Raw genomic sequence first — 12,741 nt, 5'->3', positions numbered from 1 at the left:
CATCGAAGTGCCCTGCCGTTGTCATCTAACGACGGCAGGATTAACGCTGTCTTCTAACAACGCTTCAGGTGATTCATGCAGACGTTATCCCTTCCCCGTACCCTCATTAGCGCCGCCGTTGCCAGTGCCTTTGCCTTTTCAGCCGTGGCGGTTCAGGCCGATCTTTCCAGCCGCTACCAGGATGCGGATGGCGATCTGATGGCAGATGTCCCCAGCGATGACGCCCAGTGGGTAGACCCGGACACGCTGGTGTTTGCCTATACGCCGGTCGAAGATCCCGCTGTCTATGCCGATGTCTGGTCTGACTTCCTGGATCATTTGAGTGACGCCACAGGTAAAGAGGTGCAGTTCTTCCCGGTACAGTCCAACGCTGCCCAGCAGGAAGCCATGCGTGCGGGCCGTTTGCACGTCGCCGGTTTCAACACCGGTGGTGTGCCAGTAGCGGTCAACTGCGGCGGTTTCCGTCCGTTTGCCATGATGGCCGCCGAGGACGGCAGCTTCGGTTACGAAATGGAGATCATTACCTACCCGGGCAGCGGTATCGAATCCGTTGAAGACCTGGAAGGCCGCCAGCTGGCGTTTACCTCCGAGACCTCCAACTCGGGCTTCCGCGCGCCGTCAGCGCTGCTGCGTTCCGAATACGGCATGGAAGCGGGGGAAGATTTTGAGACTGCGTTCTCGGGTTCACATGACAACTCTGTTCTAGGCGTGGTCAACGAGGACTATGAGGCCGCGGCCATCGCTAACTCGGTAGCGCGTCGGATGCTGTCGCGTGGCGTCGTGGAAGAAGGTGATTACGAGGTCATTTATACCTCGCAAACGTTCCCGACCACTGCCTACGGTACGGCCCATAACCTGGCACCCGAACTGGCGCAGGACATTCAGGACGCCTTCTTCAGCTACGACTGGGAAGGCACCGCCCTGGAGGAAGAATTCTCCAACTCCGGCGAAGCCCAGTTTATCCCCATTACCTATCAGGATAACTGGGAAGTGATTCGCACCATCGCCGATGCCAATGGGGTGACCTACGACTGCGACTGATCGCCAGGTGGACGTTGTTAACCGGCCAGGAAGGCTCCCCTTTCTGGCCGTTTCTTTATATGTTTGAGGTGGAAAATGTTGACACTAAGCGGCGTAGCCAAGCGCTACCCCACCGGCGATCGGGCGCTGGCCAATATAGAGTTAACCCTGCCCAAGGGACAGGTGATGGCGCTGATCGGGCCATCTGGCGCCGGTAAAAGCACCCTGATTCGCTGTGTTAACCGGCTGGTTGAGCCTACCCAGGGCAGCATTCGCCTGGAAAATACCGAAATTACCAAGCTTTCCGGCCACAAGCTGCGCCATGCGCGGCGTTCTATGGGCATGATTTTCCAGGAGTATGCCCTGGTTGATCGACTCACCGTGATGGAAAACGTGCTCTCAGGTCAGTTGGGTTACGTGGGTTTCTGGCGCAGCTTTCTGCGCCGCTACCCTCAGGAAGCGGTCGTGGAAGCGTTTCGGCTGTTGGAGCGGGTTGGCTTGACCCACGCCATCGATAAACGTGCCGATGCGTTATCGGGCGGTCAGCGCCAGCGTGTGGGGATTGCCCGGGCCCTGTTGCAAAGCCCCAAGCTATTGTTGGTTGATGAGCCTACTGCCAGCCTTGACCCGAAAACCTCCCGTCAAATCATGCGCTTGATCCGCGAACTGTGTGCCGAGCGCGATCTGGCAGCGATTATCAATATCCATGATGTGGCGCTGGCGAAGCAGTTTGCCGACCGCATCGTCGGACTGCGGGCGGGTGAAATCGTCTTCGACGGTGACCCCAGTGAGCTCACCAGCGAGATCCTCACCACGATCTACGGCGAAGAAGACTGGGATACCACGCCCGAACCAATGGATGACGAGGTTAGCGAAGACCAGCGCGATACAGGCTCGTATGGCGCGGCCCCCGCAATGGCCGTCGGAGGCGGACGATGAGCGAGCAGGCCGAGATGTTGACAGCGCGCCAGCAAGCGGCGCGCCGCGGCGAGTGGCGGCGGCTACCGCTGATCGAAAGCCCGCGGCTGCGCTGGGGCATTGTCCTTGGGGTGTTGGTGTATCTTGTGTTGGCACTGGCCTCGGTGGAGGTGGACTGGGAGCGCGTGGCCGAGGGGGCGGGCCGTGCGGTGAATTTTCTGGGCGCGTTTATGCAGCCCGATTTTGTCAGCCGTTACGACGATATCGTCGCGGGCCTGCTGGAAAGCTTGACCATGACGCTGACCTCCACGGTGATTGGGGTGCTGCTGGCGATACCCGTCGGGCTGGGGGGCGCGCGCAATATTGCACCATTGCCGATTTACACTGTCTGCCGGGCGATCATTGCGGTATCACGCACTTTTCAGGAGGTCATCATCGCCATCCTGTTCGTGGTGATGTTCGGCTTCGGGCCTTTTGCCGGCATGATTACCCTGGCGTTCGCGACGATTGGGTTCATGGCCAAGCTGCTGGCCGAAGACATCGAGGACCTGGATTGGCGGCAGGTCGAGGCAGTGCGCGCCACGGGGGCCAGCTGGTGGCAAACCATGAATCACGCGATTCAACCCCAGGTCATGCCGCGTTTGATCGGGCTTTCCATGTACCGCCTGGATATCAACTTCCGCGAATCCTCGGTAATCGGGATTGTCGGCGCAGGCGGTATCGGGGCCACCTTGAACACCTCGCTGAGCCGCTACGAATATGATACCTCCGCGGCGATCCTGCTGATCATCATCGCCATCGTCCTGCTGTGCGAATACAGTTCGAGCCATGTCCGCCGCTGGACCCAATAACCCTGAATCAGTCCTTGCTGAATCGATATTTTGTGGAGAAGTTGAATGCCCGTTTCCACCTCACCTTTGGGTCAACCGGTCTGGCGGCGGCGTACGACCCGCGCACAATGGCTGCAGTACCTGGCCTGGCTGGCAGGGGTCAGCCTGTTTCTGCTCTGCTGGAAGCTGATTTCGGATAACACCATGTGGGTGTTTGTCGAAGACGCCGGCCGCCAGGGAGCCGACCTGATCAGCCGCATGACCCCACCGGCGTGGGGCTACGCCAATGTCTTGTGGAAGCCCATGTGGGACACCCTGAACATTGCCACCCTGGGCACCGCGCTGGGCATTGCCATGGCGTTTCCGGTGGCGTTTCTGGCCGCCCGCAATACCACGCCGCACCCGCTGGTGCGCAGCGCCGCGCTGATGGTGATCGTCTCGTCGCGCTCGATCAACTCGCTGATCTGGGCGATGCTGCTGGTGACCATTCTAGGCCCCGGTGTGCTGGCGGGGATCATCGCCATTGCCCTGCGCTCCATCGGCTTTGTCGGCAAGCTGCTTTATGAGGCCATCGAAGAAATACATCCCACGCCGGTCGAGGCGATCAGCGCCACCGGTGCAAGCCGCATGCAGGTAATGAACTATGGCGTACTGCCCCAGGTCATGCCGGCCTTCGCCGGGATCAGTGTGTATCGCTGGGATATCAATATCCGCGAGTCGACGGTGCTGGGCCTGGTGGGCGCCGGCGGCATCGGCCTGCAGTTGAATGCCTCGATCAATAGCCTTGCCTGGGATCAGGTCAGCGTCATCTTCCTGATGATTTTCGTCACCGTGCTGGTCTCGGAATGGATTTCCGCCCGCGTCCGCCACGCCATCATGTAAGTCAACGTCAGCGGCGCCTTCCGGGCGCCCCTCGCCCCTCCGTCCCCTGCATGGCGTCTTCTTACCCGCTGGCTTTGTTGATCCAGGTCAGTAAATGCCTTTTCTGACGCCCTATACTGCCCCTTTCTCGCCACGTATCGCTCATCAAAACCTCATCCTTATGGGCTACCGTGGCCTAATGCGGCCAACTTGATTCCACGCGTGACACCTGCGCGATTATAACGATATGAGTACGCCGCTTACCTCCCCCGACCACGCTGTAACTGTAAGGCTAAACAATGAAAACTATCGTTAACCGCATGCCGATGCGGTTCAAATTTGCCTGCGTGCTGGTGCTGCCGCTGCTGGCCCTGGCCTGGTTCGCCACGCAGGGGATTCTGGAACGCCGTGCGACGGTCCTGGAGTTCGATCGCCTACATGCCATGACCGAGCTTGCCCAGCGGGCCGGGGACGCCGTGCATCAAATGCAGCTTGAACGCGGCATGACGGCGGGCTACTTGGGGAGTGAAGGAGAGACGTTCGGTAACCGGCTGCGCCAGCAGCGGCCCAAGACCGACGCCGCTGTGGAGGCGTTTCAATCTCAGCAGTCCACGCTGAACCAAGCCTCGCTGACGCCCGCCGTTCGCCAGCAGCTGAGCGCGATTGACGATCGCTGGCAGCGTCAGGCGGCCCTTCGCAACCGTGTCGATGCGCTGGAGGTAGAGACCGGTGAGGCGCTGAGCCATTACACCGCCATCAACGGTCAGCTGATGGCCTTTGTGGGCGGGCTTGCCCAGCTCACCCGCGAGGGCGATATTACCCGCCGGCTGAGTGCCTATTACCAACTGCTGGAAGCCAAGGATCTGGCCGGTATCGAGCGCGCGATGCTGGCCAATGCGTTTGCTGCGGACGGTATGCCGCCGGCCATGCTGCAGCGTTTCCTGTCGCTGCTGGGTAAGGAGCAGGCCTTTTTGGACAGCTTCCGCGTGCTGGCCCAGGACGCCAGCCGCGAGCAGCTGGCCCAGGCGTTGAGCGGCGCCGAGATTGACCGGCTGCGGGAACGTCGCGAGCTGGCGATCCGCCAGGCAGACGAGGGCGGCTATGGGGTTGATCCGGAAGAGTGGTTCGAGTGGCAGACGGTGAAGATTGGCCGCTTGAAGGCACTGGAAGACCAGGTGGTCGGGGCGGTGATCGCGGACACGGCAACGCTGCGCCAGGCCGCCCAGCAGGCACTCTGGCAGTATGCGCTGATTGTCCTGGTGGCAAGCCTGGTGGCCATCGCCGCGGCTATGCTGATCGTGCGAGCGATTACTCAGCCGTTGCAGCACGCCTTGGCGAACATCGCCAGCCGCGGCAATGACCTGACCCAGCGGTTGAGCGTGCCGGGCAGCGACGAGCTGTCGAAGCTCTATCACGCCTTCAACGAGTCGTCGGCGGTGACCGAAACCATGGTGGCCGATATCAAGCGCAATGCCCAGTCGGTGGCGGTCGCCAGCAACCAGATCGCCCAGGGGAATCAGGATCTTGCCCAGCGTACCGAGGAGCAGTCCGCTTCGCTGGTGCAAACGGCGTCGAGCATGGAGCAGATTACCGCCACGGTACGCCAAAGCGCCGATAATGCTCAGCAGGCCCAGCAGATGACGGGCGATGTCGCCAGCCAGGCCAAAGAGGCTACCCAGGTAGCATCACAAGCCCAGCAGGCCATGCAGCTGATCCAGCAGGCCAACGAGCAGGTCACCAGCATCGTGGCAGCCATCGACAACATTGCCTTCCAGACCAACCTGCTGGCCCTCAACGCCTCGGTCGAGGCGGCGCGGGCGGGCGAGCATGGGCGTGGTTTCGCGGTCGTGGCTGACGAAGTGCGCAAGCTGGCCAGCCGTAGCGCCGAAGAAGCCAATCAGATTCGCCACCTGATCGACAATAACGTGAGCAAGATTGCCGAAGGCGAAACCCTGGTGACCTCGACCAACACCACCCTTGAGCGGATTGCTCAGCGCGTTGGCCAGATGGCGGGCCTGATGGACGAGATGGCCTCGGCCACCCACGAGCAATCAGCAGGGATCGAGGAAATCAATCGCGCCATGGCCCAGTTGGAAGACGTGACCCAGCAAAATGCTTCGCTGGTGGAAGAAGTGGCGGCGGCCAGCCGCTCGCTGGACGAGCAGGCCGATGACATGACCAGCAAAATGAATGCCTATCAGGTGCGCGACAGCTATCAACTTTCGCTCAGCTAGGCCGATAAAGTATTAATAAGGTCGTCAGAAAGTACCTTTCCGGCTCGGGGCTGAAAAGCCTCGAGTATTCGTAGTTCGTTGATTCGCGACGATTGTCGGGTCGCGCAGGGTTAAACGGAGGATGATAATATAGCGATCAAACGGCGTGTGCCGGGGGAGGGCGTAACCCCGGGTGCACCACCAAGGCCACCATTATTCGAGGAGAGCAGGGACGTATGAGCCAGTCTTTCACGACGCCAAAGGCGCAGCCTTTGCCTCAGTCCCGCGCATCGTCGTTAACGCCTGACGCTAGCGATGCACTTAACATCTCTGATACCTCAGCCCCGTCCACACGCTTTCCGGCTCATTCAGCCTTCTGGTACGCCAACGAGGCGATCATCATCACCGACGCCGACAACCGCGTGATCGAAGTCAACCCGGCCTTCGGCGAACTCACCGGCTGTACCCTGGAAACGGTCAAGGGCAAGACCCCCGAGGCGTTCAGTATCCTGCCGCTGGACGATAGCCGAACCACGCGGCTGATGCGCGAGGAGCTCCAACTGCGCGACCGCAGTAAAAGTCAGGTGAGTTACCGCAGCCACGATGGTCAGTTCTATCCCGGCATGATGTCGATCAATCGGGTACGCGACTCAGCCGGCGGTATCGACCATCATGTCATCGTGCTGGCAGACCTCTCCGCTATCCCTGCCCACGCTCGGCACCTCAGCCGGGAGGTGTACTTCGATGCCCTGACCGGCTTGCCCAACCTTCAACTGCTCACCCAGCTTATCCAGGAGTCCATGCAACATGCGGAAAGCCAGCAGATGCGGCTCGCAGTCTGCTCGCTGGATATCGACTTCTTCAAGTCGATCAATGACCGGCTGGGCTCAAGCGTCGGCGATACGCTGCTCTCGACCTTCGCTCAGCGCATCAGCCACCTGCTGTTCGGCGACGATGTGCTGGCCCGGGTGGGCGGCGATGAATTTGTGCTGCTGCTGCATCACGGCGTAGATGACGCCTTCTTCGAGAATCTGCTGGCCTCCATTCGCCGGCCGCTGTTCATTGATGGGCACACGGTTCACTTCACGGCCAGCCTCGGGGTGACGTTTTATCCCGATGATCCGGTTCAGGGAGATGGTCTGCTGCGCCATGCCAATCAGGCCATGTACCGAGCCAAGCAGCGCGGTCGCGACACCTACCACGTCTTTGACCCCAATCACGACCGGCTGCTACAGGTGCGCCACGAGCAACGTCAGCGCTTTTTGGATGCGTTGGCAGGCGACGAGCTGCGACTTTACTACCAGCCCCAGATTGATATGTGCTCCGGTCGGGTTGTTGGGGTTGAAGCGCTGATTCGCTGGCAGCATCCCGAGCGTGGGCTGATGGCGCCGGGGCAGTTTCTGCCGACCATTGAAGCGACACCGCTCGAGGTCGATCTTGGCGAATGGGTGCTGGAGCAGGCAATGCGCCAGCTGGTGATATGGCAATCAGCGGGCATCATGCTGCCTATCAACGTCAACATAAGCCCTTCGCACCTGCTGCTGGGCAACTTCAGCCAGCGTCTGGGTGAGCTGCTGGCGCGCTACCCGACGGTACCGCCGGCGATGCTCAAGCTGGAGGTGTTGGAAAGCGCCGCCATGCACGATATCCAGGCAGCGCTGACCACCATGGCCGAGTGCCAGGCGCTGGGCGTCAACTTTGCGATCGATGACTTTGGCACCGGGTTCTCATCGCTGACGCATTTACGCCAGCTGCCGGTGAATCTGATCAAGATCGACCAGAGCTTTGTCCGCGACATGCTCAGCGACCCGGACGACATGGCCATCGTCGAGAGCGTGATCTACATGGCAAACCGCTTTCAGCGGCCGATGCTTGCGGAAGGGGTGGAGACGCTGGCGCACGCTAAAGCGTTGATCGCCCTGGGGTGTGAGCTGGCGCAGGGGTACGGTATTGCCCGCCCCATGCCTGCCGACGAGCTGCCCAAATGGTTGGTGGCGTGGCCCAAGCGGGCCGACTGGATCGCGCTGGGCAGGACGCACTAGTCAGCCGCTAGCGGATCAGGCAGCGCTGGGTGTATCGCTGATGGGAGTAGGCGCATTGGCGGGCGTGGACTCGTCAGCGCGGTTGTCGCTTTCTGCTCCGGCGCGTGCCTTATCCATTTCGATGGTCTGCATGCCGGCCTCCAGCTTGGCCTCCAGCAGGTATTGCCTGGCCTGGGCGGCGACCTGGTAATCCTTGGGTGACGGGTCAGCGGGTGCCATCGCGGCGGCAATCACCGTCTGCATCTTCTCGATGGTCGCCTTCGGGTCGTTGGGCACCGGGCCATAATCGATCGACACTTCGCCGGCCACGGCGTAGCGCTGGCCGTCGGGCCCCACTTCGTAATCGTAGCTTGCCCCGCCGGCGTAGGCGCCACCCACCGTCTGGTGAGCCATTTCGTGTTGGCGCACGGCACGGTCGGTTTGCTTGAGCTGTTCCAACTGCTCGATCTGTTCGGGGGCCATGGGAGTACCGTCGGCCGCCTTAGGTGCAACGCCGACTTCGTCGCGCGGGGAAGCCTGATCATCGGTATCTCCGGTCGGGGAGCTTCCGGGGTTGGTGGCGGTGTTGTTGGTCGAGGGGGTATGTGTGGCGGCGCCGGCATTGAATGTTGGCGATGCCCAGGCTGAAAGCGATGCGGCCCCCAATACGGCGATGGTCATGGCAAAATACCCATGCGGAGAATACGAGTAGCTTGAAGTATCGTCGAGGCGGGCCGGTTGCGCAAGTAAGCACCGGGTGAATGAGCGGCAGGGAATCGAGATCATGCAAACGGTGGATGTGGTCATCAAGCTGTCTTACGAGGCCTGCCTCGCGCACTATGAGGGGCGTATTGCCCAGGTGTACACCTATAGCCTGGACGGTCGCCGGGTGGTGTTTCCGGCAGAAGCACTGCGCCGGGTGATGACCCATGATGGCGTCTACGGCACCTACCGATTAAAGTTTTCTGAGCAAGGCCGATTTATCAGTATCCACCCGCTTACCATTGGTTGAACCTTACTATGCTGCACCCCACCTCCGACGTGTCGTTGCATGACGTCGTGTATGAGGTTATCCCCAACCTCAATACCGCTGAGAAGCTGGTGAATAACACACTGGATAGCATCATGGAGGCCGCCACGGATCCGTTGGAAGTGATGCGGCGCAAAGAGCAGCGGGATGCCTTTCGTCTGGAGATCCAGCGCGTGCGCATGAACCTTGAGCATTTGCTGGCGCGCTACCATGAGGAAGTGGCCGCGCTGGTCAACGCCGACGGACGTGAACGAGGCCCGGTGATAGCCCCTGACCGGGATGAGGCGGAGGCGATTCGCACCGCCATCGACATTTACCAGCACGTGCGGGCGTATCAGCGTGGGGAGCGCCGCCACCCTCTGGCGAAGCGCTAATCTCGCTGCTTCGCGCGGGGATGGCAGAGAGGCACCGGGCGACGTAGCGTTGGGCATGTCAGGCGACAGGGGTTTACTCCTTGATGGCCAACGCTGCTATGCTGAATGAGCGCACAGTGAAAGGAAGTCTGTCGTCGACGCAATGTCGGCGTGCTCAATCGCCTATGGAGTGTCCATGATACACGTTCACCATCTCGAACAATCCCGCTCACATCGTATCTTATGGCTGCTCGAAACCCTCGGGCTCGACTACGAGATCCGTGTCTATCAGCGTGATGCATCCTCTCAGCTAGCCCCTGAAGCGCTCAAGAAAGTGCACCCGCTGGGCAAGTCGCCGGTGATCACCGACGGCGAGTTCACCGTGGCCGAGTCCGGAGCGATTATCGACTATCTGTTGCAGCGCTACGGCGAGGGACGTTGCCAGCCCGACGGCAGCGACCTCAACGCCTGGGTGGACTATCGCTACTGGCTGCATTATGCGGAAGGCTCGCTGATGCCGCTGCTGGTCATGAAGCTGGTGTTTGGCCAGTTGCCCAAGCGGGCCCCCTGGCTGGTGAAGCCAATCGCCAAGGGTATTACCCAGACCGTCAACAGCACCTTTCTCTATCCGCAAATCAACCAGCATCTGCGCGTCATCGATGACTACCTGGCCGCCCACGGCCAGTTTGCCGGCCCGTGGCCAAGCGGCGCCGACGTGCAGATGGGCTTCCCGCTTCAGGCGGTTGCGGCGACGCAGTCAATGACGGAATACCCGGCGATTGCCCGCTTTGTCGAGCGTGTTGAAGCCGACCCGGCCTGGCAGCGTGTCGTCGAACGCGCCGGCCCGCTGACCATGCCCGGTGCCTAACCGGTCTCATGGTGGCGTTAGCGGTGACCCGGCCGAGGCGTAACCTGCGCCAGGCGCGTCGTGTTTATCTTGCCCGCAGCGTGCTGGTGATAGGCAGTGCCTTGATGGCGCCTGCGGTGATGGCCGATGAGACGCTGCGCGTCGGTGTGTATAACAATCCGCCCAAGCTGCTGCTCGATGGCCAGCAGCAGTTGAGCGGCATTTTTGGCGATCTGCTGACGGCCATCGCTGCGCGTGAGGCATGGCAGATCGATCCCGTCGTATGCGGGTGGCAGCGATGCCTCGACATGCTCGAGCGTGGCGACATCGACCTGTTGCCCGACGTGGCATGGAACGAGGCGCGGGCCGAGCGCTTCGGCTTTCACCATGAACCCGTGCTGCACAGCTGGTCGCAGCTCTACCAGCGCGAAGGCGCCACCATTGATGCCGTGGTGGATCTTGCCCAAAAAAGCGTGGCGGTGGTAGGCGGCTCGGTTCAGGAGCGCTACCTGGTCGATATTACCCAGCGCTTTGATATACCGGTCGACTGGATCCGGGTGGCCAGCTTCGAGGAAGGCTTTGCCCGGGTTGCCGACGGTGACGCCGATGCCGCTGCGGCTAGCCGTCAGTTCGGCGAGTGGCGCGCGCAAAAGACTGGCCTGGAGAGTTCTCCCGTGGTCTTTCAGCCCGTCCAGCTGTATTACGCCGCCTCGCCGTCGGTGTCTCAGTCGGTGCTGGCGAACATTGACGACCACCTGGCCCGTTGGAAGGCCGACGGCGACTCGCTGTATTTCGCCACTCTGCGCGATTGGCAGGCGGCGGGGGCTACGCCGTCTCCGGGGCAGTCGGGCTGGCTGTCCTGGGGAGTGGCGGCGCTGCTTGGCGTGTTGGCGCTGGCGTTGGTGGCGAGCCTGCTGATGAGGCGGCGGATAGCCAGCCAGCGGATGCGTCTGGCCACCAATGAAGCCATGCTGGCAACCATTCTGGACAGCGTGGATGCCTATATCTACATCAAATCCCCCGATCTGACCTACCAGTTTGTCAATCGGCGCATCAGCGAGCTGTTCGGCTGCCCGGCGGACGCCGTCATCGGTCAGCGCGACGAGGCGTTTTTCGATGCCGCCACGGCTGCCGAGATCGCTCAGGTGGATCGTCGCGTGCTGGGGTCGGGAGAAAAGACCACCCTGGAAGAGCGCAGTGTCCTGAAGCATGACGGCCAGGTCAGAACCTTTCTGACGATCAAGATGCCGCTGACGGTCACCCCCGGCGGCCCGCCCTCACTGTGCGGTATTTCCACCGAGCTGACCGAATACCTGGAGATGCAGTCGCGTACGCATTATCTCGCCTTCTATGACGCGCTGACGGGCTTGCCTAACCGGCGGCTGCTGATGGAATCCCTGGCGACGACGATTGATCAAGATACCCGGGGCAATCAGTTCGGCGCGATTCTGCTGGTGGATCTGGACAACTTTCGACTGGTCAATGACCTGCAAGGGCATGCCAGCGGCGATCAGCTACTGATCAATGTCGCCGAGCAGCTGCGCGAGGCCCTGGACAGCGATGCCATGCTGGCGCGTTTCAGCAGCGACGAATTCGTTGTGCTCCTCGAGCAGCTCGGCGAGCAGTCGCAGGAGGCCGCGGCCAAGGCCGAGCGCATGGCCCACCAGTTGATGACCACCATTCACCAGCTGCGCAACAGTCGCTCGCTGCCGATCAGCGCAAGCGTGGGGCTTTCGCTGTTCAACGGCGCAGCGAGCTCGCTGGATGTGGTTCTGCAGCAGGCGGACATGGCGCTTCAGCAGGCCAAGGCAGAGGGTGGCAATGCGCTGCGTTTCTTCAACCCGGATATGCAGACGAGCGTGCTGGAACGGGCGAACCTGGAAGCCGACCTCCACCATGCCCTGGCGCGTCGTGAGCTGGCGCTGCACTATCAGATACAGGTGGATCAGACCGGCGTGACCACCGGGGTCGAGGCACTGCTGCGCTGGCATCACCCGGAGCGTGGTTGGGTTTCGCCCGCCGAGTTCATTCCCCTGGCCGAAGAGAGCGGGCTGATTATTCCCATCGGCGACTGGGTGCTGACCCAGGCCTGTCAGCAGCTGGCCAGGTGGTCGCGGCAATCCGCCCATGCGGCGCTGACCATCTCGGTCAATGTCAGCTCGATCCAGTTCCAGCAGCCTGACTTCATCGATCGCGTCGAATACCACCTCAAGCAGACCCAGGCGCCACCGGATCGGCTGGTGCTGGAAGTCACCGAAAGCCTGCTGATGCGTGAGCCGACCCGGGTGCGGCATACCATGCTCAAGCTCCGTGAACAGGGCATTCGCTTTGCGCTGGATGACTTTGGCACTGGCTATTCATCATTGAGCTATCTGAAGCGACTGCCCCTCGATGAGCTCAAGATCGACCAGTCGTTTATCCGCGAGGTGCTGACCGACAAGGCGGATGCCGCCATTGTCGATACGATCATTCTGCTGGCGGTGAGTCTCGGGCTGGTGGTGGTGGCCGAAGGGGTGGAAACCCAGGCCCAGTTGAACTGGCTGAAAGGCCACGGCTGTTACCGCTATCAAGGCTATCTGCTGGGCCGCCCCAAACCTGTTGACGCCCTGTTTGAATGAAAAATGCCCCACCGGGGTAACGGCGGGGCA

The 12,741-nt window shown here is 61.3% G+C and carries 11 protein-coding genes; 10 read left to right on the top strand and 1 reads right to left on the bottom strand.

All coding sequences use genetic code 11. The features are described 5' to 3' along the window. Nucleotides 1–75 precede the first annotated feature (75 nt). The 6 genes from phnD to QC815_RS09170 all read left to right on the top strand — a co-directional run bounded on the left by phnD (nucleotide 76) and on the right by QC815_RS09170 (nucleotide 7,884). Nucleotides 76–1,041: a phosphate/phosphite/phosphonate ABC transporter substrate-binding protein gene (gene phnD, locus QC815_RS09195; protein ID WP_230447751.1), complete on the top strand. Its 966-nt coding sequence runs from the start codon at nucleotides 76–78 to the stop codon at nucleotides 1,039–1,041. A gap of 75 nt (nucleotides 1,042–1,116) precedes the next feature. Further along, nucleotides 1,117–1,959 (top strand): phosphonate ABC transporter ATP-binding protein, encoded by an 843-nt coding sequence (phnC, locus tag QC815_RS09190; RefSeq protein ID WP_309768146.1) that lies wholly within the window; start codon nucleotides 1,117–1,119, stop codon nucleotides 1,957–1,959. Further along, the gene (gene phnE / locus QC815_RS09185; protein ID WP_309768144.1) at nucleotides 1,956–2,789 is read left to right on the top strand and encodes a phosphonate ABC transporter, permease protein PhnE; all 834 of its coding nucleotides are present in this window, start codon (nucleotides 1,956–1,958) and stop codon (nucleotides 2,787–2,789) included. The genes phnC and phnE (QC815_RS09185) overlap by 4 nt, the downstream gene beginning before the upstream one ends. A 45-nt stretch (nucleotides 2,790–2,834) precedes the next feature. Beyond that, nucleotides 2,835–3,650 carry a phosphonate ABC transporter, permease protein PhnE gene (gene phnE / locus QC815_RS09180; RefSeq protein WP_309768142.1) on the top strand — a complete coding sequence of 272 codons (816 nt, stop codon included), beginning with the start codon at nucleotides 2,835–2,837 and terminating at the stop codon, nucleotides 3,648–3,650. A 278-nt stretch (nucleotides 3,651–3,928) separates the two neighbouring features. Further along, the gene (locus QC815_RS09175; RefSeq protein ID WP_309768141.1) at nucleotides 3,929–5,863 is read left to right on the top strand and encodes a methyl-accepting chemotaxis protein; all 1,935 of its coding nucleotides are present in this window, start codon (nucleotides 3,929–3,931) and stop codon (nucleotides 5,861–5,863) included. A gap of 215 nt (nucleotides 5,864–6,078) precedes the next feature. Next, nucleotides 6,079–7,884 carry a putative bifunctional diguanylate cyclase/phosphodiesterase gene (locus QC815_RS09170; protein ID WP_230447756.1) on the top strand — a complete coding sequence of 602 codons (1,806 nt, stop codon included), beginning with the start codon at nucleotides 6,079–6,081 and terminating at the stop codon, nucleotides 7,882–7,884. Between the two features lie 15 nt (nucleotides 7,885–7,899). Here QC815_RS09170 and QC815_RS09165 read toward each other — a convergent pair whose 3' ends face one another. After that, on the bottom strand, nucleotides 7,900–8,544 hold the full coding sequence (locus tag QC815_RS09165; protein ID WP_230447757.1) for a putative metalloprotease CJM1_0395 family protein: 645 nt from the start codon (nucleotides 8,542–8,544) through the stop codon (nucleotides 7,900–7,902). 103 nt (nucleotides 8,545–8,647) lie between these two features. Between QC815_RS09165 and QC815_RS09160 the strand changes: the two genes are divergently transcribed. From QC815_RS09160 to QC815_RS09145, 4 genes are all read left to right on the top strand, one after another. Further along, nucleotides 8,648–8,875: a DUF2835 family protein gene (locus QC815_RS09160; RefSeq protein ID WP_230447758.1), complete on the top strand. Its 228-nt coding sequence runs from the start codon at nucleotides 8,648–8,650 to the stop codon at nucleotides 8,873–8,875. Nucleotides 8,876–8,883: 8 nt separating this feature from the next. Next, complete coding sequence (locus QC815_RS09155; protein ID WP_230447759.1) at nucleotides 8,884–9,267, top strand: hypothetical protein; 384 nt, start codon at nucleotides 8,884–8,886, stop codon at nucleotides 9,265–9,267. A gap of 175 nt (nucleotides 9,268–9,442) precedes the next feature. Then, nucleotides 9,443–10,114: a glutathione S-transferase gene (locus QC815_RS09150; protein ID WP_230447760.1), complete on the top strand. Its 672-nt coding sequence runs from the start codon at nucleotides 9,443–9,445 to the stop codon at nucleotides 10,112–10,114. Nucleotides 10,115–10,122: 8 nt separating this feature from the next. Further along, nucleotides 10,123–12,711 (top strand): EAL domain-containing protein, encoded by a 2,589-nt coding sequence (locus tag QC815_RS09145; RefSeq protein ID WP_230447761.1) that lies wholly within the window; start codon nucleotides 10,123–10,125, stop codon nucleotides 12,709–12,711. Nucleotides 12,712–12,741 lie beyond the last annotated feature (30 nt).

The organism is Vreelandella gomseomensis, assembly GCF_031451645.1.
Taxonomy (GTDB): Bacteria; Pseudomonadota; Gammaproteobacteria; order Pseudomonadales; family Halomonadaceae; genus Vreelandella; species Vreelandella gomseomensis.
Note: the sequence above shows the minus strand (reverse complement) of the source record. Positions and strands in the feature narration are given on the sequence as shown.